The sequence below is a fragment of the Variovorax sp. 10L426 genome (assembly GCF_056395305.1).
On the sequence record NZ_JBFTJF010000011.1, the window covers coordinates 36,363 to 61,340 of the forward strand.

Below are 24,978 nucleotides of genomic sequence, written 5' to 3' on the forward strand. Positions count from 1 at the left end.
ACGGCCTCCTCAGGCGTGGACCTTGAACGAATCGGCGTACTGCCTGGGGTTCTTGCCGTCCCACACGACGCCGTCAATCAGCTTGCTGGTGCGCATCGCGTCCTTGGGAAGCGGCGTGTTCGTGGCGGCCGCGGCTTGCTTGTAGATGTCGATGCGGTTGATCTGCGTCGCGACCTGCAGATAGTCGGGATGCTCCTTCAGGAGGCCCCAGCGCTTGTGTTGTGTGAGGAACCACATGCCATCCGACAGATACGGAAAGTTCACCGAACCATCGTTGAAGAACTTCATGTAGTTCGGATCGTCGCAACTCTTGCCGAGCCCGTTGGTGTAGCGGCCCAGGATGCGTTGGTTGATGGCATCGACGCTGGTGTTGACGTAGCTCTTGTCCGCGATAGTCTCGGCCATCTTGTTCTTGTTCTGCAGGCCGGTGTCGATCCACTTGCCAGCCTCCAGGATGGCCGCGGTCACGGCGCGCGCGGTGTTGGGGTACTTCTTGACGAAGTCGCCCGTCGTGCCGAGCACTTTTTCCGGGTGGTCCTTCCAGATGTCCTGCGTGGTCACGGCCGTGATGCCGATGCCGTCCATGATCGCGCGCTGGCCCCACGGCTCGCCGACGCAATAGCCGTCCATGTTGCCGACACGCATGTTCGCGACCATCTGGGGCGGCGGCACGGTGATGACCTTGGCGTCCTTCAGCGGATTGATGCCGTTGGCCGCCATCCAGTAGTACAGCCACATCGCGTGCGTGCCGGTGGGGAAGGTCTGCGCGAAGGTGTATTCGCCCTTGTCGGCGGCCATCACCTTGGCCAGCGAGGCGCCGTCGACGGCACCCTTGTCGGCCAGCTTCTTCGACAGTGTGATGGCCTGGCCGTTGTTGTTGAGCGTCATCAGGACGGCCATGTCTTTCTTCGGGCCGCCAATGCCCAGATGCACGCCGTAGACGAGGCCGTAGAGCACGTGGGCAAAGTCGAGCTCGCCGTTCACGAGCTTGTCGCGCACGCCGGCCCAGCTTGCTTCCTTGCTGGGTACGATCTTCACGCCGTACTTCTTGTCGATGCCAAGTACCGAGGCCATGACGACGCTGGCGCAATCAGTAAGGGGAATGAAGCCGATCTTCACTTCCTCCTTCTCGGGCTTGTCGGAACCCTGGGCCCAGACCGCCGCGCGCAACGCGGGGTCCAGCCCCACCACGCCTGCGGCAGCGGCCCGCAGCACGCGTCGGCGATTCAGTTTGGGTGTGAGCGAATCGGTCATGGGGCGAACTCCGAAAGGAAAGACAAGAAAGACAAGCGCAAAAAACAAAAAAGGCGTCCTCACCGCGCAAGAGCTGCTCGAAAACGAGCCCTCGCGGGTGGGGACGCCTTTGTCCGGTTCGGTGGGCCGTATCCGCCGTTGGATGCTGCCTGCCTGAAGACCTTCGTTGGTCTATGGCCAGCAGGAATGCAAGCGACGTGCCAGCGTTGACGGACGTTGAACTGCTATGAAAAACATAGCTTCAGAACCAGGCCTGGCTTTGGATTGACGCCGATAGGACATTTTGACCGGGTGCGGCACGATCATTGTGCGTCGCACCATTCCAGATCAGGCGCCGCTCACGAGGCCGCGTCGCGGGGCAGGTACTCGGCCACCGACAGCACCGATTCGGCCACCTCGACCAGACGCCGGCCCTGGTTCATGGCAGTCTGCCGCAGCATCTTGTGCGCTTCCTGCTCGCTGATGCCGCGATGTGCCATCAGGAGGCCCTTGGCGCGCTCGACGAGCTTGCGCTCATTGAGCGCTGCGCGCACGGTCTCCAGTTCGTCGCCCATCGCCTGCAGGCGGCGCGACTGCTCCTGAACCATGTCGAGGATCGAACGTTCGAGTTGGCGACCATAGAGCGCCGCGCCGCCGGGCGGCTGTGAGTGGGTCGTTGAGTCTGGCGTCGGCTCGTCGAAAAAGGCTGCGGGCGAATCGGTGTCGTCGGCCATTTTCAACAGCAGTGCTTCATGCGCCTGCAATTCGGATCGCGCCCGCGCCGTCTTGTGCGCGCAAATTCGTTGCAACTCGGCGGCGAGTCGCTCCTCGACCCCCTGCATCGCGTCGATGCGCCGGGTGCTGCAGTCGAACCAGGTCTGGCTCAGTTCGGGATCGAGCGCCACGCCCGCCGGCGCGGCACACGCAATGCGGCGCAAGCGCTCCTGTTCCGCAATCTGCTCTGGCGACTGGCTTGCGCGCCAAAGGCAGGCCAGGCTCTCGGCGGAAAACTCGACGAAGACCTGGAAGCAGCGCTCCTGCGAATCGATCAGGTGCAGCCACTGCTGCTGTCGCGTGCTGTCGTTGCACCCCGAAGCAAATGCTGCGGCGCCGCAGGCGCGCTCCTGGCCGGCGAATTCCTTGCCCTGCATGAAATTGAAGAGCGCCACGAGCACGCGCGAGACCTCCGGATCGGTCGCGCCATCGGCCGCCTCGAACACCACCGCGAGCAGTCCGGCGATGAGCTTGACGAAAGCGGCTGTCGACTCGGCAGCGTCCAACTCCAGCGCGCCGATTCGGCGGCGCAGTTCGGGGAGCGCATCCAGCCCGGGGAGCACCCAGGCAATCCGGCTGAAAAGGCGAGTGCCATTGCCGATCCGGGCGATGTCTGCTTCCAGGTGTCCGAAGCTTTGGCGCACCGCCGTCTCCAATTGCAGGCATTCGACGATCTGCTTGCTCCGCTGTGCGGCGAAGCGTTGACCTCGCGAGGCCAGCCACACGTTCGAGATACCGCGTTCGCGCTGCAAGGCATGCACCAGTCGTCCGATGCTTCCGACCAGTTCGCCGGTGCGGGTCAGTTGTTCCAGCCCGTCGATTTCGCAACGCAGGGCGGCAACCAGGAAACTCAGGCCGGATTTCATCGAAGGGCTTGCAGCAACATCCGTGCCCCGAAAACGGGCGGCACCTACACTCGCAGCATGTTTGTATTGGGTATCGAATCGTCCTGCGACGAAACCGGCGTGGCCTTGGTCGAGAGCGGCGCGAGCGGGCTGCCGCGTCTCGCAGCGCACGCGCTGCACAGCCAGATCGCGATGCACCAGGCCTACGGCGGCGTCGTTCCGGAACTGGCGAGCCGCGATCACATCCGGCGCGTGCTCCCCCTCGCGGAGACCGTCTTCGAGCAGGCCGGCCAACGGTTGGCGGATGTGGACGTCGTCGCCTATACCCGAGGGCCTGGCCTGGCGGGGGCCTTGCTGGTCGGCGCGGGAGTGGCCTGCGCGCTCGGCGCGGCGCTGGACAAGCCGGTGCTGGGCGTGCACCACCTTGAAGGGCATCTGCTGTCGCCCTTCCTCAGCGCCGATCCGCCGGAATTCCCCTTCGTCGCGCTGCTCGTGTCCGGCGGCCACACGCAACTGATGCGCGTCGACGGTGTAGGGAGGTATGAGCTTCTGGGCGAAACGATCGACGACGCGGCCGGCGAGGCCTTCGACAAAAGCGCCAAGTTGATGGGATTGCCCTATCCGGGCGGCCCGTGGCTCGCCAAGCTGGCCGAGCAGGGCGATGCCGCGGCTTTCAAGCTCCCGCGCCCCTTGTTGCACAGCGGCGACCTGGATTTTTCTTTTGCGGGGCTGAAGACAGCGGTGCTCACTCAGGCCCGCAAGCTCGGCGATGAGATCGAATCACGAAAGGCCGACCTCGCGGCGTCGACCCAGGCCGCGATCGTCGAGGTGCTGTTGAAAAAGTCGCTGGCAGCGATCGAGCAGACGGGGCTGGATCGTCTGGTGGTGGCAGGGGGTGTCGGCGCCAACCGGTCGCTGCGCGAGCAACTCAATGCCGCATGCGCCAAGCGCGGGGTGCGCGTGCACTATCCCGAATTGCACTTGTGCACCGACAACGGCGCCATGATCGCGATGGCCGCCGCGATGCGCCTCCAGGCGGGCATCCAGAGCCCGACCGAGCGCTATGCCTTCGACGTCAAGCCGCGATGGCCGCTGGCGTCGCTGAATGCCGCGTCGGAACCCGCCTAGGCGCCTTCCTGGATTGCTGCGGCAGCGGCAGCACGTCGAGCATCTTGCGCCAGAGCTGGGACCATTGCGGCCAGTCGTGACCGCCTTCGGTGGTGAAGACATGACCGGACGGAAGCGCATCGGCCAGCAGCTGGTGGTTGGCCGCGAATCGGTCGCCGAGGCCGAATCCCAGGTACAGCGGGGGGAGCGTCTCAGGGCGCGCCGGCGACGCGTACTGCTGGAGCCAGGGCCACAGCTTGCGGTCGACCTCCTGGTCGGGCGGCGGGCCCTCGGGGGCCTTCCATGCGCGCAAGCCACCGGCCTTGTGGATTTCCGCACCGATCGGGCGCCGACCGAGATAGGGCGCCAAGGCCACGATCCCGTCGACCGTGCCCGGTTTGGCCAGTTCATGAATCAAGGCGCCGAAGCCGCCGATCGAAATGCCGACCAGCCAGATCTTCCGGTATCCGACCGCACGCTGAGGCTCGATCACGTCTTGTTGTAGCCGCTCGATGAAAGTCTGGTCGTAGTAATACGACACATCGGCGTCCACCAGCAAGGAATCCGCCGCGAGATCGCGTTCCTGCACGGCGCTGACAAAGCCCTCGCGCTCGAATTCCTCCGGCTTCAGAAATGCGCCCGGGAGGAACACCAGGAGGGTGTCCGATCGGGCATCGACGTCTGCAAGCTTCAAGTGCGTTTTCATGGTGCTTGTGTGAGCGCCTTCGGGCGGGCCGCCTGGGCAAACCGCACGCCTTAAAAGCGCGAATTGATACAAAGGCCTTGAAAAATACGTCACAGAACGTGACGTATTGCGCACCGATTGTGGGTCAGAAATACGTTAGGTCGGCAACCAAAAGTTACCGACCCGTCTATTCACCCCACTTTGCCTGCTTCGGTCCCCGGCAACCGGAAAGTCGCCGGGGGAGCCGTGAAGCGTCCCGAAGCCGATTCGGTCGATCAGTTGATGGCGAGTTGCGCCACGTTGCTGACCGGAACCAGCTTGCCCAGCTTGAGGGTCAGCACGCCGTTTTCGAGCTTGGCTTCGCTCGCGGCAACGTCGATGTCCTGCGGCAACTCGTAGGCAGCCTTGATCTGACGCTTGGCTTCGGCTTTGCTCTCGATTCGAACCACGGCACCTTCGATGCCGATCGTCAGGTCGTCGCGCGACAGGCCTGGGACATCGAGGGTCAAGGTCCAGGTCTTTTCGTCCTGTTCGACATTGAGCGAGCGTTGTGCGCCGGAGAAGGCTTCGTTGACGAAGCGCTCCAGGCTGCGATCGTACGAACGCGGAACAAAGCGGGCGGTCCGGATGGCGGGTGCAAAAAACATGATGAAGACTCCTGAGCGAAACGATGAGGACAAGAATGTGTGTCCCGTACACTGCGCGGCGTTTCAACAAGACGAGTGCCGCATGCCACCTCATCTAGGCATCGCGAAGGGAGTTTCAAGACGATGATTTCCAGCTTTATTTGGCGACGCCGGGCCTTGAAATTCGCGGCTCTGGCGCTAGGTGCCGGCGTGCTTTCGCCGCTGCAGGCGAAGACGCAGACGCCAATCCGCCTTGCGCTGATCGAGAGCATGAGCGGCCCTTTCGCCAATACGGGTGAAGCGGTGTTCCGCAACCTGCTGTGGGCGGTCGAGCGCGTCAATGCACGCGGGGGGGTGAGGCTGCCCGGCGGCGCGCGCCTCCTGCAACTGGATCGCTACGACAGCAAGGGACAGAACGAAGAAGCGCTGTCCGCGCTGCGCGCCGCGATGGACGACGGCGCGCGCATCGTGATGCAGGGCAACTCTTCGGCGACTGCCGCGGCACTGATCGACGCGATCGAGAAGAACAACGAGCGCGATCCGTCGAAGCGTGTCCTCTTCCTCAACTACTCGGCCGTCGACCCCATCCTCACCAACGAGCGCTGCAGCTTCTGGCACTTCCGCTTCGACGCGCATGCCGACATGCGCGTGACCGCGCTGATGCAGGTGCTCAAGGACGACAAGGCGCTCCAGCGCGTCTATCTGATCGGCCAGGATTACAGCTTCGGCCAGGCGGTGCTGCGCGAATCACGGCGCCAGCTTGCCGAGTTGCGGCCCGACGTGCAGATCGTCGGCGACGAGCTGCATCCGATGGGCAAAGTCAAGGATTTCGCCCCTTATGCGAGCAAGATCCTCGCCAGTGGGGCGCAGGCGGTGATCACGGGCAACTGGGGCAACGACCTCACGCTGCTCGTGAAGGCGGCGCGCGAGGCAGGCTTCAACGGCACCTTCTACACCTTCTACGGCAATGCGCTGGGGGCGCCGGCGGCGATTGGCGACGCCGGCATCGGCCGCGTCGTCGCGGTGGCCGACTGGCTGCCGAACGTGCAGACACCGCAGTCGGAGGCCTTCTACAAGTCCTTCCGCGCGCGCTTTCCCAAGCCTTCCGAGGACTACGTGCACATGCGCATGCAGTTGATGATCGAGGCGCTGGCCCAGGCGATCGAGCGTGCCGGCAGCACCGACACCGTGGCGGTCGCCCGTGCGCTTGAAAAGGCCCATGTCACGCTCGCGGGCCAGAGCGGACACATGCGCGCTGAAGACCACCAGTTCCAGCAGACGCTGGTGGTCGGCGTGATGGACAGGCAAGGCGCGCCCGGCGTGAAGTTCGACGTGGAAGGTTCCGGCTACGGCTTTCGCGTCGTGAAGACCATTCCAGCCAGCAAGGCCGAGATGCCCACGAGCTGCAAGATGCAGCGCCCCTGAAGCCCACCCCCTGCCGGGGGCAACACCAGCGGCCCGGCAAAGCCGGTTCCGCGGTGTTTCCCGAATGAGCTGCTACTGTTTCACCTCCAGCGCCAGCGGTGGCGAAGTTGAATTGCAAAGGAACAAGATCGATGCGCCAAGCCATCCACAACCTCGAAGCCTCCAAGATCCGCGAAGTCGCGAATGCCGGCCTGGGCCGCGGCGACGTCCTGGCGTTCTGGTTCGGCGAAAGTGACGAAGTCACGCCCGGCGTGATTCGCCAGGCGGCCATCGAATCGCTGCAGCGTGGCGAGACCTTCTACGCCCACAACCTGGGTTTGCCTGAACTGCGCGAGGCAGTCGCCGGATACATGAGCGGTCTGCATCCGAAGATCGAGTCGTCCCGCATCGCGATCACCTCGGGCGGCGTCAACGCGTTGATGCTTGCCGTGCAGGCGCTGGTCGATGCAGGAGACGAGGTCGTCGCCATCACCCCCGTATGGCCGAATCTCACTGCGCAGCCGGCCATCCTCGGCGCACGCGTGCGTCGCGTTTCCCTCGTGCCCAAGGCCGGGCAATGGACCCTCGACCTCGATGCGCTGCGCGCCGCGATCACGCCGGCCACCAAGCTGCTCATCGTCAATGCGCCCAACAACCCTACCGGCTGGACGCTGACGCGCGCGGAGCAACAAGCAATCCTCGACCACTGCCGGTCGACCGGAACCTGGATCCTTTCCGACGAGGTCTACGAGCGTCTTTACTACGACGAAACCCCGAATCGGTGCGCGCCGAGCTTTCTCGACGTGGCTGCGCCCGACGACCGCCTCGTTGTCGCTCACAGCTTCTCCAAGAGCTTCCTGATGACCGGCTGGCGGCTCGGCTGGCTGGTATTGCCGCCGGCTCTGATGGATGGCATGGGCAAGCTGATCGAATTCAACACTTCGTGCGCGAGCGTGTTCACGCAGCGCGCCGGCGTCGCGGCCCTGGCGCACACCGAGGAAATCACCCCGCGAATCGTCGCGCACCTGAAATCCTGTCGAGACACGCTGGTGCCGTTGCTCGCCGCCGTCCCCGGCGTGCAGGTGGCACCCGCCCGTGGCGGCATGTATGCCTTCTTCAAGCTCGAAGGTTTCGACGATTCGCTGGAAGTCGCCAAACGCCTCGTCGCCGAGGCCGGCCTCGGCCTGGCCCCCGGCAACGCCTTCGCCCCCGAGGCCCAAGGCTGGCTCCGCTGGTGCTTCGCTTCCAAGGACAAAGAACGCCTGGTCGAAGGGGTAAACCGCCTCAAACGCTGGCTGGGGCCCGAACGAAAGTCGTGAAACACCGCGGAACCGGCTTAGCCGGGCCGCTGGTGTTGCCCCCGGCGGGGGTGGGCGCCCGACACGAAGTGCGGGCAACCTGGGGGCGAGCTATAATCCCAAGGCTTTGCATACCGCAAGGCGCACGGTGTGTGCAGTTCCAGCGCTCACCGCAAGTCAAACATCCCGGAACAGGAAAACCAAATGATCGCAGCCTCCATCAAGGCCGAAGTTGTCAAGGACAACGCCCGCGCCGCCAACGACACCGGCAGCCCCGAAGTGCAAGTCGCACTGCTGACCGCCCGCATCAACGAACTCACCCCGCACTTCAAGACGCACGCCAAGGACCACCACGGTCGTCGCGGCCTGCTGCGCATGGTGAGCCGCCGCCGCAAGCTGTTGGACTACCTGAAGTCCAAAGACGCCGACCGTTACACCGCGCTGATCGCCAAGCTGGGTCTGCGCAAGTAAAACCGAATCGCATGCAAGAACGCCTGGGTTAGTCCGCTAGCTCAGGCGTTTTTTACTTCGCGAATCGTTTCTGGAGTGCCGAACAGAGCGAAGCTGTGTCATTCCAACGAAGTTCCGCCGAACTTCTCTGGAATGGCATCGTGTTCTGAAAAGCGCTCCGTCCCTGCGGGGACTCGTGACCACCACGCGTCGACCCGCCGATAAAAACAGGAGCTAAAGATGAGCCTCTTCAACAAAGTCACCAAGTCCTTCCAGTGGGGCGGCAAGACCGTCGTCATGGAAACCGGCGAAATCGCCCGTCAGGCCACCGGTGCCGTCACCGTGGACATCGACGGCACGGTCGTGCTGGCGACCGTGGTTGCGTCCAAGTCGGCCAAGCCCGGCCAGGACTTCTTCCCCCTGACCGTCGACTACATCGAGAAGACCTATGCCGCCGGCAAGATCCCCGGCAGCTTCTTCAAGCGCGAAGCCAAGCCCAGCGAGCACGAAACGCTCACGTCGCGCCTGATCGATCGTCCGATCCGCCCGCTGTTCCCCGAGGGTTTCCTGAACGAAGTTCACGTGGTCATCCACACGCTGTCGCTCAACCCTGAAGTCGACGCCGACATCGCCGCCATGATCGCTACGAGTGCCGCACTGTCGGTCTCCGGCATTCCCTTCAGCGGCCCGATCGGCGCCGCGCGCGTCGGCTACATCAATGGCCAGTACGTGCTGAACCCCGGCCAGACCGCGCGCAAGGATTCGCAGATGGACTTGGTCGTCGCTGGTACCGAGGCGGCCGTGCTGATGGTCGAATCCGAAGCCCTGCAGTTGAGCGAAGAAATCATGCTCGGCGGCGTGGTGTTCGGTCATGAACAGGCCAACATCGCGATCAACGCCATCCATGAACTCGTGCGTGACGCCGGCAAGCCCGTTTGGGACTGGCAACCGCCCGCAGAAGACGAAGCCTTCGTCGCCAAGGTCAAGGGCCTGGCCGAAGAAAAGCTGCGCGCTGTCTACCAGATCCGCAGCAAGCAAGCCCGCACCCAGGCGCTGCGCGAAGCCAACGCGAGCGTGATGGAAGCGCTCAAGGAAAGCGGCGAGCCTTTCGATGCCGGCAAGGTCAACGACCTCCTGTTCGCCATTGAATCGAAGATCGTGCGCGGCCAGATCCTGGCCGGCGAACCCCGCATCGATGGTCGCGACACGCGCACCGTGCGCCCGATCGAAATCCGCAACAGCGTGCTGCCGCGTACCCATGGTTCGGCACTGTTCACGCGCGGTGAAACCCAGGCGCTAGTCGTGACCACGCTCGGCACCGAACGCGATGCGCAACGCATCGACGCGCTGGCCGGCGAATACGAAGACCGCTTCCTGTTCCACTACAACATGCCTCCCTTCGCGACCGGCGAAGTGGGCCGCATGGGCTCCACCAAACGCCGCGAAATCGGACATGGGCGCCTCGCCAAGCGCGCACTCGTCGCCTGCCTGCCGAGCAAGGAAGAGTTCCCCTACACGATCCGCGTCGTTTCCGAAATCACCGAGTCCAACGGTTCTTCGTCGATGGCATCGGTCTGCGGCGGCTGCCTCTCGATGATGGACGCCGGCGTGCCCATGAAGGCGCACGTCGCCGGTATTGCCATGGGCCTGATCAAGGAAGACAACCGCTTCGCCGTGCTGACCGACATCCTGGGCGATGAAGATCATCTGGGCGACATGGACTTCAAGGTGGCCGGCACGACCAACGGCATCACCGCGCTGCAGATGGACATCAAGATCCAGGGCATCACCAAGGAAATCATGCAGGTGGCACTGGCACAGGCCAAGGAAGCCCGCATGCACATCCTCGGCAAGATGCAGGAAGCGATGGGCGAGGCGAAGGCTGAAGTCTCCAGCTTCGCGCCGCGCCTGTTCACGATGAAGATCAACCCCGAGAAGATCCGCGACGTGATCGGCAAAGGTGGTTCCGTGATCCGTGCGCTGACCGAAGAAACCGGCACGCAGATCAACATCGACGAAGACGGCACCATCACCATTGCCTCGACCGATCCGGCCAAGGCCGAAGAGGCCAAGAAGCGCATCGAGCAGATCACGGCGGAAGTCGAAATCGGCAAGGTCTACGAAGGCCCGGTCACCAAGATCCTCGATTTCGGCGCGCTGATCAACCTGCTGCCCGGCAAGGACGGCCTGCTGCACATCAGCCAGATTGCGCACGAGCGCGTCGAGAAGGTGACCGACTACCTGAGCGAAGGCCAGATCGTGAAGGTCAAGGTCCTCGAGACCGACGAAAAGGGTCGCGTCAAGCTGTCGATGAAGGCGCTGACCGAGCGTCCGGCCGGCATGGAATTCACCGAGCGTCCCCCGCGTGAAGACCGTGGCGATCGTCGCGAGCGTTCGGACCGTGGCGATCGTCCGCCGCGTGGCGATCGTGCGCCGCGCTTCGAGAACAACGAACGTGGCGGCGAGCAGGCTGAGCAATTGGCTGAACAGCTGCCGCTTCAAGAGTCCAATCGCGGCGACCACCAGCCCTGACGAGGTGCGATGGCAGCGCAAGCCGCCGTCGTGCTTCCGGATCGAGCGATGCCTGCCTGTCGGCGCGCACTCCAGTCGGAAAGATCATGAAAGCCATTGAGATCTCATCGTTCGGCACCCCCGAGGTGCTTCGCGTGGTCGAGCGTCCGGCGCCCGTTGCGGGCGAAGGTGAGCTACTGATTCGCGTGGCCGCTAGCGGCGTGAATCGCCCCGATGTGCTCCAGCGCATGGGCCACTATCCGGTGCCCCCGGGCGCGTCGGACCTGCCCGGCCTCGAGGTCGCGGGCGAGATCGTGTCGGGCGACGAAAAGGCGCTGGCTGACGCTGGCTTCAAGATCGGGGATCACGTCTGTGCGCTGATCGCCGGCGGCGGCTATGCGGAACTGTGCGTGGCGCCCGTGGCGCAATGCCTTCCGGTGCCCAAGGGCTGGAGCGACGTCGAGGCTGCCACGCTGCCCGAGACTTTCTTCACCGTCTGGAGCAACGTGTTCGAGCGCGGCCGTCTGCAGAAGGGTGAAACCCTTCTGATTCAAGGCGGTTCGAGCGGCATCGGCGTCACGGCGATCCAACTCGGCAAGGCGCTGGGAGCCACGGTGATCGTGACTGCGGGCAGCGACGAAAAATGCGGGGCCTGCAGAAAACTCGGCGCCGACCACGCGATCAATTACAAGACCGCCGATTTCGTCGAGGAGGTCAAGCGCCTCACCGGCGGCAAGGGTGTCGACGTGGTTCTCGACATGGTGGCGGGCAGCTACGTGACGCGGGAGATCGAATGCCTTGCTGAAGACGGCCGGCTAGTGATCATCGCGGTGCAGGGTGGCATCAAGAGCGAGTTCAACGCGGGTCTCGTCCTGCGCAGGCGGCTCACCATCACCGGATCCACGCTGCGTCCGCGGCCGGTCGCGTTCAAGGGCGCGATCGCCAAGGCATTGCGCGAGAAGGTCTGGCCGTTGCTTGAGAGCGGGGCAGTCAATCCGGTCATCCACAGCAGTTTTGCTGCGGGCGGTGAACCGAGCGGCGCCGCGCAGGCCCATGCCCTGATGGAATCCAACCAGCACATCGGCAAGATCGTGCTGACCTGGTGAGCAAGAGAGAAATGAAAAAGAAAAAGCTGATCGCGGGCAACTGGAAGATGAACGGCAGCCTCGCCGCCAACGAGGCGCTGGTGAAGGCATTGCGGCAGGGTGTCAGTGCGCCGGCATGTGACATTGCGGTATGCGTTCCTGCGCCGTATCTCGCGCAGGTTCAGTCGCTTGTCGCCGGTTCGTCGATTGCGCTCGGTGCGCAGGACGTATCGGCCCAGCCCCAGGGAGCCTTTACGGGCGAACAATCGGCTGCGATGCTGAAAGATTTCGGCGTGCGTTACGTCATCGTCGGCCATTCGGAGCGTCGTCAATACCACGGCGAAACGGACGAACTGGTTGCAGCAAAGACGTCTGTGGCACTGGGCAACGGCATCACGCCCATCGTCTGTGTCGGTGAAACGCTTGCACAGCGGGAGGCGGGACAGACCGAAGAGGTCGTCAAGCGTCAGCTCGCGGCCGTGATCCATGTCAATGGCCATTGCATCAGCGAGATTGTTGTGGCCTACGAGCCCGTCTGGGCCATCGGTACCGGAAAGACCGCCACGCCGGAGCAGGCGCAGGCAGTGCATGCGGTGCTGCGTGCGCAGCTTCACCATGCCGCGAGCGAACACGCGAGCGGCATCCGGATTCTTTACGGCGGAAGCATGAACGCCGCCAACGCGGCCGAATTGCTCGCGCAGCCTGACATCGATGGCGGACTGATTGGCGCCGCTTCGCTCAAAGCCCCCGATTTTCTGCAGATCATTGCCGCCGCGTGATGCGACGCGGCCGCCAAACAATTTAGGAGTTAGAACGAATGAATGTGGTCCTCAATATCCTGGTAGGTGTGCAGATGCTTACCGCGCTGGCCATGATCGGCCTTATCCTGGTTCAGCACGGCAAGGGCGCCGATATGGGCGCGGCCTTCGGTAGCGGAAGTGCCGGCAGCCTGTTCGGTGCCAGTGGGAGCGCGAACTTCCTGTCGCGAACCACTGCGGTGCTGGCTGTCGTGTTCTTTGCTTGCACGTTGCTGCTTGCCTATTTCGGTCACTCGCGACCCGTCGGTGGAGGCAGTCTGCTCGAGCGGGCCGCGGTCGGTGTACCCGCGCCCACGCCAGCTCCGACGCCTGCTGCTCCGGGCTCGCCAGCCGAGATTCCGTCCAGCAGCGCGCCTGCTGCACCAGCCACGAGCGCACCAAGTACGGCACCCGCTGCGCCTGCCTCGGGCGCCGGCCAGATCCCGAACAAATAAACCTGTTGCGATCTCTCAGTTGTCGAGTGAAAACGGTAGTTTTTCAGGGTAAACTCTAAAGCTGTTCCGGGAAAGCCAAAGCCCTCTTGGGTTCCTCATGCCATCCGGACAGACAAAAACCGCGGTCGTGGTGAAATTGGTAGACACGCTATCTTGAGGGGGTAGTGGCGAAAGCTGTGCGAGTTCGAGTCTCGCCGACCGCACCAAATCTCACTGGCAAGGATCATGCTCCTTGCCAGTGGCAAGCGGTGATAGAGCCCCCTGATGAACCTCGATTCCTACCTTCCCGTCCTGTTGTTCATCCTGGTCGGTGTCGGTGTCGGCGTCGCGCCGCAGGTTCTGGGCTACATCCTCGGGCCCAATCGGCCGGACGCTCAAAAGAATTCCCCTTACGAATGCGGCTTCGAAGCTTTCGAAGATGCCCGGATGAAGTTCGACGTTCGGTACTACCTCGTCGCCATCCTCTTCATCCTTTTTGATCTCGAAATCGCTTTTCTCTTTCCTTGGGCAATCGCGCTCAAGGAGATTGGCGCTGTCGGATTCTGGGCGATGATGATTTTTCTCGCCATCCTCGTCGTGGGTTTTGCCTACGAGTGGAAAAAGGGTGCGCTCGACTGGGAATGACAAGGAATCCCCAAAATGGCCATTGAAGGCGTCATGAAGGAAGGCTTCGTCACCACGACCTACGATTCGGTGGTGAACTGGGCCAAGACCGGATCACTGTGGCCCATGACCTTCGGTCTGGCCTGCTGTGCGGTGGAGATGATGCATGCGGGTGCTGCCCGCTACGACATCGACCGTTTTGGCATGTTGTTCCGCCCCAGTCCGCGCCAGTCCGACCTGATGATCGTGGCTGGAACGCTGTGCAACAAGATGGCGCCCGCGCTGCGCAAGGTCTACGACCAGATGCCCGAGCCGCGCTGGGTTCTCTCGATGGGGTCGTGCGCCAATGGCGGTGGCTATTACCACTACAGCTATTCGGTCGTGCGTGGATGTGACCGCATTGTGCCGGTCGACGTCTATGTTCCCGGTTGTCCGCCGACTGCGGAGGCTCTCTTGTATGGAGTGATTCAACTCCAGCAAAAGATTCGCCGTACCAATACGATCGCGCGCGCCTGATGCGAGAGACGATGACTGACTTTGCCATTTCTCCCGAGGCGCTCCAGATCCAGATTTCCGAAACCCTTGGCTCCAGGGCGAAGAGCGTCACGCTCGCGCTCGGCGAGGTAACGGTGGTCGTGGGTGCTGCAGACTACCTGGCGGTTGCGGCCTTGCTCCGTGATGCGCCGGGTTGTCGATTCGAGCAACTCATTGATCTTTGCGGCATGGACTATTCGGGCTACCGCGAGGGCGAATGGGAGGGCGAGCGGTTCTGCGTCGTGTCTCATCTGCTTTCGGTCAGCCTCAATCAGCGTGTCCGCCTCAAGGTGTTCGTGCCGAACGAGGACTTGCCAGTTGTCGATTCGCTGACGAGCGTCTGGAATGCAGCGGGCTGGTTCGAGCGCGAGGCCTTCGATCTCTACGGGATCGTCTTTGAAGGCCATGACGACCTGCGCCGCATCCTGACTGATTACGGTTTCATCGGACATCCGTTCCGCAAGGATTTCCCGGTTTCCGGTCACGTCGAGATGCGTTACGACGCGGAACAGAAGCGCGTGATCTATCAGCCGGTTTCGATCGAGCCGCGCGAGATCACGCCCAGAGTCATTCGCGAAGACAACTACGGCGGATTGCACTGATGGCCGAAATCAAGAACTACACGCTCAACTTCGGGCCCCAGCACCCTGCAGCGCACGGCGTGCTGCGCCTCGTGCTCGAGCTGGATGGCGAGGTCATTCAGCGCGCCGATCCACATATCGGGCTTCTTCATCGCGCCACTGAAAAGCTGGCCGAGTCGCGCACATTCATTCAGTCGTTGCCTTACATGGATCGTCTCGACTACGTGTCGATGATGAGCAACGAGCATGCCTACTGTCTCGCGATCGAGCGCCTTATGGGGCTCGAGGTGCCTATCCGTGCGCAATACATCCGCGTGATGTTCGCCGAGATCACGCGTTTGCTGAACCATCTGCTGTGGCTGGGTGCGCATGGTCTCGACTGCGGTGCGATGAACATGCTCATCTACTGCTTCCGCGAACGCGAAGACCTGTTCGACTTGTATGAGGCCGTGTCGGGTGCGCGCATGCACGCGGCTTACTTCCGTCCGGGCGGCGTCTATCGCGATCTGCCGGATGTGATGCCGCAATACAAGGCGAGCAAGATCAAGAATGCGAAGGCGATCGAGCGACTCAACGAGAACCGCCGCGGCTCTTTGCTGGATTTTGTCGACGACTTCTGCAAGCGTTTCCCCAAGATGGTCGACGAGTACGAGACGTTGCTCACCGACAACCGAATCTGGAAGCAGCGTACGGTCGGAATCGGCGTGGTCTCGCCCGAGCGGGCGCTGAACCTCGGCTTCACGGGCCCGATGCTGCGCGGCTCCGGCATCGAATGGGATCTGCGCAAGAAGCAGCCTTACGACGTGTATGACCGGGTGGATTTCGACGTTCCGGTCGGCAAGACCGGCGACTGCTATGACCGCTATCTGGTTCGGGTCGAGGAGATGCGCCAGGCCAATCGGATCATTCAGCAGTGCTCCGCGTGGCTTCGTGTGAACCCAGGCCCTGTGATCACCGACAACCACAAGGTTGCGGCACCCTCCCGCGAATCGATGAAGTCGAACATGGAGGAGTTGATTCACCATTTCAAGCTCTTCACCGAAGGCTTCCATGTGCCCGAGGGAGAGGCATACGCAGCCGTCGAACACCCCAAGGGCGAGTTCGGCATCTATCTCGTGAGTGATGGCGCGAACAAGCCCTATCGCCTCAAGATCCGTGCGCCAGGTTTCCCGCATCTCGCAGCGCTCGACGAGATGTCGCGCGGCCACATGATCGCCGACGCGGTCGCCGTGATCGGCACGATGGACATCGTGTTCGGCGAGATTGACAGGTGAGTGAATTCATGACTTCCGACACCACCCACAGCAACGATGCACCGCTGCCGGCTGCGACGCTGGAGCAATTTGCGCGCGAGGTTGCCAAGTACCCGCCGGCCGGCAAGCAGTCTGCAGTCATGGCTTGTCTCGCGATCGTTCAACAGGACGAGGGCTTCATCAGCGAAGCGCGCGAACGTGAGATCGCTGCATATCTCGGCATGGCGCCCATCGCCGTGCACGAGGTGACCACGTTCTACAACATGTACAACCAGCGGCCGGTGGGCAAGTTCAAGTTGAATGTCTGCACCAACCTTCCGTGCCAGCTCCGCGACGGTGCGGTGGCGCTTGCGCATCTCGAGAAGAAGCTTGGCATCCAGATGGGCGAGACCACGCCGGACGGGATGTTCACCCTGCAGCAAAGCGAATGCCTGGGGGCTTGCGCAGATTCGCCGGTGATGCTGGTCAACGATCGCACGATGTGCAGCTTCATGAGCAACGAGAAGCTGGATCAGCTGATCGACGGCTTGCGCAGCTCCACCACGAAGGGAACGCAATGATGTCGCCCGAACAAGTGCTGTCGCAGTTTCAGGCGACCGGCATCCAGACCTGCTTTCACGACCGCCACATCGAGCCACAGATCTATGCGGGCCTGAACGGCACCAACTGGCGGCTTGCCGACTACGAGGCGCGTGGTGGCTACAAGGCGCTGCGCAAGATCTTGAGCGAAGGCATGACGCCCGACCAGGTGATCGCCGAGGTCAAGGCCTCGGGTCTGCGTGGTCGCGGAGGCGCGGGCTTTCCGACCGGCCTCAAGTGGAGCTTCATGCCCCGTCAGTTCCCGGGTCAGAAATACCTCGTGTGCAATTCAGACGAGGGTGAACCGGGCACGTGCAAGGACCGGGACATCCTGCAGTTCAACCCGCACATCGTGATCGAAGGCATGGCCATTGCGGCTTACGCCATGGGCATCAGCGTGGGCTACAACTACATCCACGGCGAGATTTTCCGAACTTACGACCGCTTCGAGGAAGCCCTCGAGGAAGCGCGTGCCGCCGGCTATCTGGGCGACGGCATCATGGGCAGCGGCTACAACTTCCAGCTCCATGCTGCGCACGGTTTCGGCGCCTATATCTGCGGTGAGGAAACCGCGCTCCTCGAGTCGCTCGAAGGCAAGAAGGGGCAGCCGCGTTTCAAGCCTCCGTTCCCTGCGAGTTTCGGCCTCTACGGCAAGCCGACCACGATCAACAACACCGAGACCTTCGCGGCGGTGCCCTGGATCATCAACAACGGTGGAACTGCGTACCTCGAATGCGGCAAGCCCAACAATGGCGGCACCAAGATCTACTCGGTCAGCGGCGACGTCGAACTGCCTGGCAACTATGAAGTGCCGATGGGTACGCCGTTCTCGAAACTGCTCGAATTGGCGGGCGGTGTGCGCAAGGGTCGGCAGCTCAAAGCGGTGATTCCAGGCGGTTCGTCCGCTCCGGTTTTGCCGGCTTCGATCATGATGGAGTGCACGATGGACTACGACTCCATCGCCAAGGCCGGCTCGATGCTGGGCTCTGGTGCTGTCATCGTGATGGACGACAGCCGCTCGATGGTCGAGTCGCTCAAACGTCTGTCGTACTTCTACATGCACGAGTCCTGCGGTCAATGCACGCCGTGCCGAGAAGGCACCGGCTGGCTCTGGCGCGTCGTGGACCGGATTCACAATGGCCAAGGCAAGGCCTCGGACATGGATCTGCTGAATTCCGTCGCTGACAACATCCAGGGCCGCACGATTTGCGCGCTGGGCGATGCCGCTGCGATGCCCGTCCGGGCCATGATCAAGCACTTCCGCCATGAGTTCGAAGCCCTGATTCCGGGTTACGTCCCGAAGGCGCCCGTCAAGGCCTGAGCGCAAGAAGAACGCAACACATATGGTTGAAATCGAACTCGACGGCAAGAAGGTCGAAGTGACCGAAGGCAGCATGGTCATGCATGCGGCCGACAAGGCGGGCACCTACATCCCGCACTTCTGCTATCACAAGAAGCTGAGCATCGCGGCCAACTGCCGAATGTGTCTGGTCGACGTCGAAAAGGCGCCGAAGCCGATGCCAGCCTGCGCCACGCCGGTGACGCAGGGCATGATCGTCCGCACCAAGAGCGAGAAGGCCATCAAGGCCCAGCAGTCGGTGATGGAGTTCCTCCTCATCAACCATCCGCTGGATTGCCCGATCTGCGATCAGGGCGGCGAATGCCAGCTCCAGGATCTGGCCGTGGGCTACGGTGGTTCCTCGTCGCGCTACGAAGAAGAAAAGCGGGTTGTGTTCCACAAGGATGTCGGTCCGCTCATCAGCATGGAAGAGATGAGCCGGTGCATCCACTGCACGCGCTGCGTCCGTTTCGGCCAGGAAGTGGCTGGCGTGATGGAGCTCGGCATGTCGAACCGCGGCGAACATTCGGAAATCGAAACGTTCCTCGGCGACTCGGTGGATTCCGAGTTGTCGGGCAACATGATCGACATCTGCCCGGTCGGCGCGCTCACGAGCAAGCCTTTCCGGTACAGCGCCCGCACGTGGGAGTTGTCGCGCCGTAAATCGGTGAGCCCGCATGATTCGACTGGCGCCAACCTGATCGTCCAGGTCAAGAACAACCGCGTGATGCGCGTTGTGCCGCTCGAAAACGAAGAAGTCAACGAATGCTGGATCGCGGATCGCGACCGGTTCTCGTATGAAGCGCTGAACGGTTCCGAACGGCTCACGCAGCCCATGCTCAAGCAGGGCGGCCAGTGGCAGCAAGTCGACTGGCAGACGGCGCTGGAATACGTTGCCAACGGACTCAAGCAGATCAAGGCCGACCACGGTGCGCAGAGCATCGGAACGCTTGTCAGCCCGCACAGCACGCTTGAAGAGATGCATCTGGCGAAGCTGCTGACGCACGGCCTGGGCAGCGACAACATCGACTACCGTCTGCGCAATGCGGAATTCACGGCGTTCGAAGGTGTACGTTGGCTCGGAACCTCGATCGCATCGTTGTCGCTGCTGCAGCGCGCGCTCGTGATCGGTTCCAACTTGCGCAAGGATCATCCTCTGTTTGCACAACGCATCCGCCAGTCGGTGCGCAAAGGTGGTGTGCTCGGCGCGGTCACATCGCCTGAACTGCTTGCCGATGCCGATGCATGGGCCATGCCTGTCGCGAACGTCATTCGCGTTGCCCCCAGCGCTTGGGTGGACGCCCTGGCCGAGATTGCTGCAGCCGTTGCCGAAAGCACGGGCGCAACTGCGCCGGCCGGCACGAACGGTGCAGAAAGCGACGCTGCCAAATCGATCGCTGCGTCGCTGCTGGGCGGGGAGCGCAAAGCCATTCTGCTCGGCAATGCAGCTGCGCACCATGCGCAGGCAAGCACGCTGCTCGGACTGGCGAACTGGATTGGTTCGCAGACGGGCGCGAGCGTCGGTTTCCTGACCGAGGCTGCCAACACGGTCGGTGCTCAAGTCGTCGGGGCAATGCCCAAGGCAGGCGGCTTGAACGCAGGTCAGATGCTGGCTGGTGGACTCAAGGCTGCCTTGCTGCTCAACACCGAACCCGTGTTCGACTCGGCCGCAGGTACCGCTGCCGACGAGGGTCTTGCGCACGCGCAGATGGTCGTGACGCTGAGCCCCTTCAAGGCCAATCTCGAATTCAGCGACGTGTTGTTGCCGATCGCGCCTTTCACCGAAACGCCAGGTACCTTCGTCAATGCCGAAGGCCGCGTTCAGAGTTTCCACGCTGTGGTGAAGCCGTTGGGCGAAGCGCGGCCGGCCTGGAAAGTGCTGCGCGTGCTGGCGAATCTGCTGGGCCTTTCGGGTTTTGCATTCGAATCGACGAGCGAAGTGCTGGCGGATGCCGGGCTGCCGGGTCAAACGCTCACTGACAAGCTGAGCAACGCAACCTCTGCGCCTGTCGCCAGGGGTGTTGCAGCGGAAGCGGCTCCGGTGGTTGCAAGCATCTATCAGCTCGACTCCATCGTTCGCCGCGCGCCATCACTGCAACTCACGGCCGATGCGCGACTTGCGCGGGCGTCGACCGCTGAGGAGGTGCTCGCATGATCGATGCGTTGCACGGTTTCGGTCTCGGACTGGTGTCTGCCGGGTGGTGGACGGCCTTTGCCTGGCCGGTCATCTGGACCCTCCTCAAGATCGTCGTGGTCGTGCTGCCGCTGATGGGGGCGGTTGCCTATCTGACGCTATGGGAGCGGAAGGCCATCGGCTTCACGCAAATCCGCATCGGCCCGAACCGCGTTGGCCCGCTGGGCCTGCTGCAGCCGATTGCCGACGCACTCAAGCTGCTGACGAAGGAGATCATTCTCCCGACGGTCGCGAACAAGGGCCTGTTTCTGCTGGGTCCGATCATGACCATCATGCCGGCGCTGGCCGCCTGGGCGGTCATCCCCTTCGGACCCGAAGTCGCTCTCGCGAACATCAATGCCGGACTGCTGTTCGTCATGGCCATCACCTCGCTGGAGGTCTATGGCGTGATCATTGCCGGTTGGGCATCGAACTCGAAATACGCCTTCCTGGGTGCGCTGCGTGCGTCCGCGCAAATGGTCAGCTATGAAATCGCGATGGGCTTCTGCTTCGTCGTGGTGCTCATGGTGTCGGCAAGTCTCAACATGACCGATATCGTGATGGGGCAGGGCAGGGGGCATTTCGCCTCGATGGGCATCGGCTTCCTGTCATGGAACTGGCTTTCCTTGCTGCCGATCTTTGTCGTGTACTTCATTTCGGGACTGGCCGAAACCAATCGCCACCCCTTTGACGTCGTCGAAGGTGAGTCCGAAATCGTTGCCGGCCACATGATCGAGTACTCGGGCATGAGCTTCGCGATGTTCTTCCTGGCCGAGTACGCCAACATGTGGCTCGTCTCGATCCTGTGCGCGGTCCTGTTCCTTGGCGGCTGGTTGCCTCCGTTCGACTTCCTGTCGTTCATTCCGGGCTGGATCTGGCTGGGCATCAAGACCTTCTGCGTGGTCACCATGTTCCTGTGGGTTCGTTCGACCTTCCCACGCTTCCGCTATGACCAGATCATGCGGCTCGGTTGGAAGATCTTCATTCCGGTCACTCTGGTGTGGCTGGTGGTGGTCGGCGCGTGGATGCAGACCCCGTTCAACATCTGGAAGTAATCGCCATGTCTGCGCAAACCACCAGCGCGCTTGCGCGCTCATCATCGAATGCGGCCCAGCCGTTCTCGCTCAAGGACTTCCTGCGCAGCTTCATGCTGTTCGAGTTGTTCAAGGGCCTGGCCATCACTGGCAAGTACGCCTTTAGCCGGAAGATCACCGTGCAGTTCCCGGAGGAAAAGACGCCGCTGTCGCCGCGTTTCCGCGGCTTGCATGCGCTTCGCCGCTATGAAAACGGCGAAGAGCGTTGCATTGCCTGCAAGCTCTGCGAAGCTGTTTGTCCCGCGCTGGCCATCACCATCGAATCCGAAGTGCGCGACGACGGATCCCGCCGCACCACGCGCTATGACATCGACCTGACCAAATGCATCTTCTGCGGCTTCTGCGAAGAAAGCTGCCCGGTCGACTCGATCGTCGAGACCCATATCTTCGAATATCACGGCGAAAAGCGCGGAGACCTGTACTTCACCAAGGACATGCTGCTGGCCGTGGGTGACCGCTACGAAAAAGAAATTGCTGCCAACAAGGCAGCTGACGCCAAGTACCGCTGAAGCGGTCTGGCCCGAACCTCGCAACGAATTCCATCCATGGACGCCAAGACCGGTCTGTTCTATCTGTTTGCCGCGGTGCTGCTTTTTGCATCGTTCCGCGTCATTACCGCGCGCAACCCCGTGTATGCCGCGCTCTACCTGGTGCTGGCCTTCTTCCAAGCATCTGCGATCTGGCTGCTGCTGCGCGCCGAGTTCCTGGCGATCACGCTCGTGCTTGTCTACGTGGGGGCGGTGATGGTGCTGTTCCTGTTCGTGGTCATGATGCTGGACATCAACGTCGACAGTCTCCGCGAGGGTTTCTGGAAGCACTTCCCGCTCGCTGCAGGCGTCGGTGCGCTCATCGCGCTCGAGATGGCAGCGGTCCTGATGGGCGGCTTCCGCCTGAGTGCACCGAAGAACCCGATGGCAACGGGGCCCGACACGTCCAACACGCTCGAACTCGGCAAGCTTCTCTATACCGACTATCTCTATCCGCTGGAGATCGCGGCAGTGATCCTGCTGGTCGCGATCGTTGCGGCCATCGCGCTCACGCTGCGAGCCCGCAAGGACAGCAAGTATGTGAATCCGGCCGACCAGGTCCGGGTGAAGGCGCGTGATCGTGTCCGCATCGTCCAGATGCCGGTCACTCGCGCGGCGCAACCCGTTGCCGAGGAACCCTCGGCTGCGGCGGAGACCAAGGCATGACGCTCACGCTCGGACATTTCCTCTCGCTGGGCGCGATGCTCTTCGCGCTTTCCGTGATCGGCATCTTCCTGAACCGGAAGAACCTCATTGTTCTGTTGATGTGCATCGAGTTGATGCTCCTTGCCGTCAATGTGAACTTCGTCGCCTTCTCGTATTTCCTCGGCGACATGCACGGCCAGATCTTCGTGTTCTTCATCCTGACGGTTGCCGCGGCCGAGTCGGCAATCGGGCTCGCGCTGCTGGTTCTCCTGTTCCGCAACAAGTCGAACATCAACGTCGACGAACTCAACGCGCTCAAGGGTTAAGGGTCTTCTCATGAGCGCAACACTTTCTGCATCCACTCTCCTTGCCGTTCCACTGGCTCCCCTGGTTGGCGCCGTCGTGGCGGGCCTGTTCGGCACGAAATTCGGTGGCAATCACATCGGTCGCCGCGTCACCCATTCGTTGACGATTTTTGGTGTACTGGTCTCCTTCATCATTTCGGCCATGACGCTGAACAGCGTGGTGTCCGACGGTGCGCATTTCAACGCGACGATCTACGAATGGATGACGGTTGGCGGGCTGAAGATGGAAATCGGCTTCCTCGTCGATGGCCTCACAGCGATCATGATGTGCGTCGTGACCTTCGTGTCGCTGATGGTGCACATCTACACCATCGGGTACATGCAGGACGATGACGGCTACAACCGTTTCTTCGCCTACATTTCGCTTTTCACGTTCTCGATGTTGATGCTCGTGATGAGCAACAACATGCTCCAGCTGTTCTTCGGTTGGGAGGCAGTGGGCCTCGTGTCATATCTGCTGATCGGCTTCTGGTTCAACAGGCCGACGGCCATCTTCGCCAACTTGAAGGCCTTTCTGGTCAACCGGGTTGGTGACTTCGGCTTCATTCTTGGCATCGGGCTGATCGCGGCGTATGCCGGTTCGCTGAACTACGGCGACGCTTTCGCGCAAGCAGACCAGTTGGCCAAGATCACCTTCCCCGGCACCGACTGGATGCTGATCACGGTGATCTGCATCTGCCTGTTCATCGGCGCGATGGGCAAGAGTGCGCAGTTTCCTCTGCACGTCTGGCTGCCGGATTCGATGGAAGGTCCGACACCGATCTCCGCGCTGATCCACGCGGCGACCATGGTGACGGCCGGTATCTTCATGGTGGCGCGCATGTCGCCACTGTTCGAGCTGAGCGACACCGCCCTGAGCTTCGTGCTCGTGATCGGTGGGATTACCGCGCTGTTCATGGGCTTCCTGGGGGTCATTCAGAATGACATCAAGCGCGTGGTCGCCTACTCCACGCTCTCGCAACTCGGCTACATGACGGTGGCACTCGGCGCATCGGCGTACTCGGTCGCCATCTTCCACTTGATGACGCACGCGTTCTTCAAGGCGCTGCTGTTTCTCGGCGCCGGCTCGGTCATCATCGGCCTGCACCACAATCAGGACATGCGTTGGATGGGGGGCGTGCGCAAGTACATGCCGATCACCTGGATCACGTCTCTGGTGGGCTCACTCGCGTTGATCGGCACGCCATGGTTCTCGGGCTTCTACTCCAAGGACAGCATCATCGAAGCGGTGCACGAGAGCCATCTCTGGGGTTCGGGCTTTGCGTATTTCGCGGTGCTGTCCAGCGTGTTCGTCACGGCCCTGTATTCGTTTCGGATGTACTTCATGGTCTTCCACGGCAAGGAACGCTACGACCAGAATCCCGACGCGCATCACCACGGAGCTGACGACGGTCATGGCCATCATGACGACCACCACGAGCCACACGAGTCGCCGTGGGTGGTGTGGGTACCTCTGGTGCTTCTGGCCATTCCATCGGTCGTCATCGGCTACATGACCATCGATCCCTTGCTCTTCGGTGATCTCTTCAAGGGTGCAATCTTCGTCGACGAAGGCAAGCACGAGGCGATGAAGGAATTGGCCGAGGCGTTCCACGGCCCGATGACCATGGCCCTGCACGGTCTCACCGCCGCGCCGTTCTGGCTGGCGCTCGCCGGCGTCGTGACAGCCTGGTACCTGTACCTCGTCAATCCGGCGGTGCCTGGGGCCATCAAGCGCGCCTTCGGTCCGATCTACCGTCTGCTCGAGAACAAGTACTACATGGACTGGTTCAACGAGAACGTCATTGCCCGTGCAACGCGCGCATTGGGTGTCGGCCTGTGGAAGGGCGGTGACGAGGGACTCATCGACGGCGCCATCGTCAATGGTTCCTGGAAGGTAGTCGGCCGCGTTGCCGGCGCCGTGCGCTGGCTGCAGTCGGGCTACATCTATCACTACGCGTTCGGAATGCTGCTGGGCGTCTTCGTCCTCATGTCGTATTTCGTCTGGTTCAAACGGTAAGCGGCTCTCGCTGGAG

Annotated in this window: 24 protein-coding genes and 1 tRNA gene; 21 read left to right on the forward strand and 4 right to left on the reverse strand. The window is 62.2% G+C overall.

From position 1 onward, the window contains the following. Positions 1 to 9 precede the first annotated feature (9 nt). Together AC1DHL_RS16950 and AC1DHL_RS16955 are read right to left on the reverse strand one after the other, a co-directional pair. Complete coding sequence (locus AC1DHL_RS16950) at positions 10 to 1,254, reverse strand: CmpA/NrtA family ABC transporter substrate-binding protein (protein ID WP_478162713.1); 1,245 nt, start codon at positions 1,252 to 1,254, stop codon at positions 10 to 12. Positions 1,255 to 1,592: 338 nt separating this feature from the next. Further along, positions 1,593 to 2,873, reverse strand: a complete 1,281-nt coding sequence (locus tag AC1DHL_RS16955) for a nitrate- and nitrite sensing domain-containing protein (RefSeq protein WP_478162714.1) — start codon at positions 2,871 to 2,873, stop codon at positions 1,593 to 1,595. 57 nt (positions 2,874 to 2,930) lie between these two features. On the opposite strand from AC1DHL_RS16955, the gene tsaD reads away from it, so the two are divergent. Further along, the gene (tsaD, locus tag AC1DHL_RS16960; RefSeq protein WP_478105311.1) at positions 2,931 to 3,980 is read left to right on the forward strand and encodes a tRNA (adenosine(37)-N6)-threonylcarbamoyltransferase complex transferase subunit TsaD; all 1,050 of its coding nucleotides are present in this window, start codon (positions 2,931 to 2,933) and stop codon (positions 3,978 to 3,980) included. Here the strand turns inward: tsaD and AC1DHL_RS16965 are convergent. Next, the gene (locus AC1DHL_RS16965) at positions 3,928 to 4,665 is read right to left on the reverse strand and encodes an alpha/beta hydrolase (protein WP_478162715.1); all 738 of its coding nucleotides are present in this window, start codon (positions 4,663 to 4,665) and stop codon (positions 3,928 to 3,930) included. The genes tsaD and AC1DHL_RS16965 overlap by 53 nt on opposite strands. Before the next feature lie 254 nt (positions 4,666 to 4,919). Beyond that, entirely contained in the window at positions 4,920 to 5,291 is a 372-nt protein-coding gene (locus AC1DHL_RS16970; RefSeq protein WP_478162716.1) for an Hsp20/alpha crystallin family protein, read from the reverse strand. Positions 5,292 to 5,414: 123 nt separating this feature from the next. Between AC1DHL_RS16970 and AC1DHL_RS16975 the strand changes: the two genes are divergently transcribed. The 20 genes from AC1DHL_RS16975 (at position 5,415) to nuoL (ending at position 24,962) form a co-directional block, all read left to right on the forward strand. Next, complete coding sequence (locus AC1DHL_RS16975) at positions 5,415 to 6,695, forward strand: branched-chain amino acid ABC transporter substrate-binding protein (RefSeq protein WP_478162717.1); 1,281 nt, start codon at positions 5,415 to 5,417, stop codon at positions 6,693 to 6,695. A 107-nt stretch (positions 6,696 to 6,802) separates the two neighbouring features. Next, a complete protein-coding gene (locus AC1DHL_RS16980; RefSeq protein WP_478162718.1) occupies positions 6,803 to 7,993 on the forward strand; it encodes a pyridoxal phosphate-dependent aminotransferase in 1,191 nt (396 codons plus the stop codon). A gap of 183 nt (positions 7,994 to 8,176) precedes the next feature. After that, positions 8,177 to 8,443, forward strand: coding sequence for a 30S ribosomal protein S15 (rpsO, locus tag AC1DHL_RS16985; protein WP_007837783.1), 267 nt, complete (start codon positions 8,177 to 8,179; stop codon positions 8,441 to 8,443). Positions 8,444 to 8,662: 219 nt separating this feature from the next. Beyond that, on the forward strand, positions 8,663 to 10,954 hold the full coding sequence (gene pnp, locus AC1DHL_RS16990; protein WP_478103541.1) for a polyribonucleotide nucleotidyltransferase: 2,292 nt from the start codon (positions 8,663 to 8,665) through the stop codon (positions 10,952 to 10,954). 86 nt (positions 10,955 to 11,040) lie between these two features. Beyond that, positions 11,041 to 12,039: an NAD(P)H-quinone oxidoreductase gene (locus tag AC1DHL_RS16995; protein ID WP_478103540.1), complete on the forward strand. Its 999-nt coding sequence runs from the start codon at positions 11,041 to 11,043 to the stop codon at positions 12,037 to 12,039. Positions 12,040 to 12,050: 11 nt separating this feature from the next. Then, a complete protein-coding gene (gene tpiA / locus AC1DHL_RS17000) occupies positions 12,051 to 12,797 on the forward strand; it encodes a triose-phosphate isomerase (protein ID WP_478162719.1) in 747 nt (248 codons plus the stop codon). Positions 12,798 to 12,835: 38 nt separating this feature from the next. Next, positions 12,836 to 13,270 (forward strand): preprotein translocase subunit SecG, encoded by a 435-nt coding sequence (secG, locus tag AC1DHL_RS17005; RefSeq protein ID WP_478103537.1) that lies wholly within the window; start codon positions 12,836 to 12,838, stop codon positions 13,268 to 13,270. A 121-nt stretch (positions 13,271 to 13,391) separates the two neighbouring features. Beyond that, positions 13,392 to 13,476, forward strand: a tRNA-Leu gene (locus AC1DHL_RS17010). Between the two features lie 58 nt (positions 13,477 to 13,534). After that, on the forward strand, positions 13,535 to 13,894 hold the full coding sequence (locus AC1DHL_RS17015; protein WP_478103536.1) for an NADH-quinone oxidoreductase subunit A: 360 nt from the start codon (positions 13,535 to 13,537) through the stop codon (positions 13,892 to 13,894). 15 nt (positions 13,895 to 13,909) lie between these two features. After that, positions 13,910 to 14,389 (forward strand): NuoB/complex I 20 kDa subunit family protein, encoded by a 480-nt coding sequence (locus AC1DHL_RS17020; RefSeq protein WP_012748606.1) that lies wholly within the window; start codon positions 13,910 to 13,912, stop codon positions 14,387 to 14,389. An 11-nt stretch (positions 14,390 to 14,400) separates the two neighbouring features. Beyond that, positions 14,401 to 15,009 (forward strand): NADH-quinone oxidoreductase subunit C, encoded by a 609-nt coding sequence (locus tag AC1DHL_RS17025; protein WP_478103534.1) that lies wholly within the window; start codon positions 14,401 to 14,403, stop codon positions 15,007 to 15,009. Then, entirely contained in the window at positions 15,009 to 16,262 is a 1,254-nt protein-coding gene (locus AC1DHL_RS17030; protein ID WP_478103533.1) for an NADH-quinone oxidoreductase subunit D, read from the forward strand. The genes AC1DHL_RS17025 and AC1DHL_RS17030 overlap by 1 nt, the downstream gene beginning before the upstream one ends. An 8-nt stretch (positions 16,263 to 16,270) precedes the next feature. Further along, a complete protein-coding gene (locus tag AC1DHL_RS17035; protein WP_478103532.1) occupies positions 16,271 to 16,801 on the forward strand; it encodes an NADH-quinone oxidoreductase subunit NuoE family protein in 531 nt (176 codons plus the stop codon). Beyond that, positions 16,801 to 18,141 (forward strand): NADH-quinone oxidoreductase subunit NuoF, encoded by a 1,341-nt coding sequence (gene nuoF / locus AC1DHL_RS17040; protein WP_478162720.1) that lies wholly within the window; start codon positions 16,801 to 16,803, stop codon positions 18,139 to 18,141. Before AC1DHL_RS17035 ends, nuoF begins: the two co-directional genes overlap by 1 nt. Positions 18,142 to 18,163: 22 nt before the next feature. Continuing rightward, positions 18,164 to 20,314 carry an NADH-quinone oxidoreductase subunit NuoG gene (gene nuoG, locus AC1DHL_RS17045; protein ID WP_478162721.1) on the forward strand — a complete coding sequence of 717 codons (2,151 nt, stop codon included), beginning with the start codon at positions 18,164 to 18,166 and terminating at the stop codon, positions 20,312 to 20,314. Further along, positions 20,311 to 21,387, forward strand: coding sequence for an NADH-quinone oxidoreductase subunit NuoH (gene nuoH / locus AC1DHL_RS17050; protein WP_478162722.1), 1,077 nt, complete (start codon positions 20,311 to 20,313; stop codon positions 21,385 to 21,387). The genes nuoG and nuoH overlap by 4 nt, the downstream gene beginning before the upstream one ends. Positions 21,388 to 21,392: 5 nt before the next feature. Next, the gene (nuoI, locus tag AC1DHL_RS17055) at positions 21,393 to 21,935 is read left to right on the forward strand and encodes an NADH-quinone oxidoreductase subunit NuoI (RefSeq protein WP_478103547.1); all 543 of its coding nucleotides are present in this window, start codon (positions 21,393 to 21,395) and stop codon (positions 21,933 to 21,935) included. Between the two features lie 36 nt (positions 21,936 to 21,971). Beyond that, positions 21,972 to 22,619: an NADH-quinone oxidoreductase subunit J gene (locus AC1DHL_RS17060; protein ID WP_478103526.1), complete on the forward strand. Its 648-nt coding sequence runs from the start codon at positions 21,972 to 21,974 to the stop codon at positions 22,617 to 22,619. Next, complete coding sequence (gene nuoK, locus AC1DHL_RS17065) at positions 22,616 to 22,924, forward strand: NADH-quinone oxidoreductase subunit NuoK (protein ID WP_086922746.1); 309 nt, start codon at positions 22,616 to 22,618, stop codon at positions 22,922 to 22,924. The genes AC1DHL_RS17060 and nuoK overlap by 4 nt, the downstream gene beginning before the upstream one ends. Positions 22,925 to 22,934: 10 nt before the next feature. Further along, positions 22,935 to 24,962 (forward strand): NADH-quinone oxidoreductase subunit L, encoded by a 2,028-nt coding sequence (gene nuoL / locus AC1DHL_RS17070; protein ID WP_478162723.1) that lies wholly within the window; start codon positions 22,935 to 22,937, stop codon positions 24,960 to 24,962. Positions 24,963 to 24,978: the final 16 nt, after the last annotated feature.

Bases quoted from the DNA above. Each gene is read 5' to 3' on its own strand.
- AC1DHL_RS16950 (WP_478162713.1), bottom strand. From the start codon at position 1,254: ATGACCGATTCGCTCACACCCAAACTGAATCGCCGACGCGTGCTGCGG.
- AC1DHL_RS16955 (WP_478162714.1), bottom strand. From the start codon at position 2,873: ATGAAATCCGGCCTGAGTTTCCTGGTTGCCGCCCTGCGTTGCGAAATC.
- tsaD (WP_478105311.1), top strand. From the start codon at position 2,931: ATGTTTGTATTGGGTATCGAATCGTCCTGCGACGAAACCGGCGTGGCC.
- AC1DHL_RS16965 (WP_478162715.1), bottom strand. From the start codon at position 4,665: ATGAAAACGCACTTGAAGCTTGCAGACGTCGATGCCCGATCGGACACC.
- AC1DHL_RS16970 (WP_478162716.1), bottom strand. From the start codon at position 5,291: ATGTTTTTTGCACCCGCCATCCGGACCGCCCGCTTTGTTCCGCGTTCG.
- AC1DHL_RS16975 (WP_478162717.1), top strand. From the start codon at position 5,415: ATGATTTCCAGCTTTATTTGGCGACGCCGGGCCTTGAAATTCGCGGCT.
- rpsO (WP_007837783.1), top strand. From the start codon at position 8,177: ATGATCGCAGCCTCCATCAAGGCCGAAGTTGTCAAGGACAACGCCCGC.
- pnp (WP_478103541.1), top strand. From the start codon at position 8,663: ATGAGCCTCTTCAACAAAGTCACCAAGTCCTTCCAGTGGGGCGGCAAG.
- AC1DHL_RS16995 (WP_478103540.1), top strand. From the start codon at position 11,041: ATGAAAGCCATTGAGATCTCATCGTTCGGCACCCCCGAGGTGCTTCGC.
- tpiA (WP_478162719.1), top strand. From the start codon at position 12,051: ATGAAAAAGAAAAAGCTGATCGCGGGCAACTGGAAGATGAACGGCAGC.
- secG (WP_478103537.1), top strand. From the start codon at position 12,836: ATGAATGTGGTCCTCAATATCCTGGTAGGTGTGCAGATGCTTACCGCG.
- AC1DHL_RS17015 (WP_478103536.1), top strand. From the start codon at position 13,535: ATGAACCTCGATTCCTACCTTCCCGTCCTGTTGTTCATCCTGGTCGGT.
- AC1DHL_RS17020 (WP_012748606.1), top strand. From the start codon at position 13,910: ATGGCCATTGAAGGCGTCATGAAGGAAGGCTTCGTCACCACGACCTAC.
- AC1DHL_RS17025 (WP_478103534.1), top strand. From the start codon at position 14,401: ATGACTGACTTTGCCATTTCTCCCGAGGCGCTCCAGATCCAGATTTCC.
- AC1DHL_RS17030 (WP_478103533.1), top strand. From the start codon at position 15,009: ATGGCCGAAATCAAGAACTACACGCTCAACTTCGGGCCCCAGCACCCT.
- AC1DHL_RS17035 (WP_478103532.1), top strand. From the start codon at position 16,271: ATGACTTCCGACACCACCCACAGCAACGATGCACCGCTGCCGGCTGCG.
- nuoF (WP_478162720.1), top strand. From the start codon at position 16,801: ATGTCGCCCGAACAAGTGCTGTCGCAGTTTCAGGCGACCGGCATCCAG.
- nuoG (WP_478162721.1), top strand. From the start codon at position 18,164: ATGGTTGAAATCGAACTCGACGGCAAGAAGGTCGAAGTGACCGAAGGC.
- nuoH (WP_478162722.1), top strand. From the start codon at position 20,311: ATGATCGATGCGTTGCACGGTTTCGGTCTCGGACTGGTGTCTGCCGGG.
- nuoI (WP_478103547.1), top strand. From the start codon at position 21,393: ATGTCTGCGCAAACCACCAGCGCGCTTGCGCGCTCATCATCGAATGCG.
- AC1DHL_RS17060 (WP_478103526.1), top strand. From the start codon at position 21,972: ATGGACGCCAAGACCGGTCTGTTCTATCTGTTTGCCGCGGTGCTGCTT.
- nuoK (WP_086922746.1), top strand. From the start codon at position 22,616: ATGACGCTCACGCTCGGACATTTCCTCTCGCTGGGCGCGATGCTCTTC.
- nuoL (WP_478162723.1), top strand. From the start codon at position 22,935: ATGAGCGCAACACTTTCTGCATCCACTCTCCTTGCCGTTCCACTGGCT.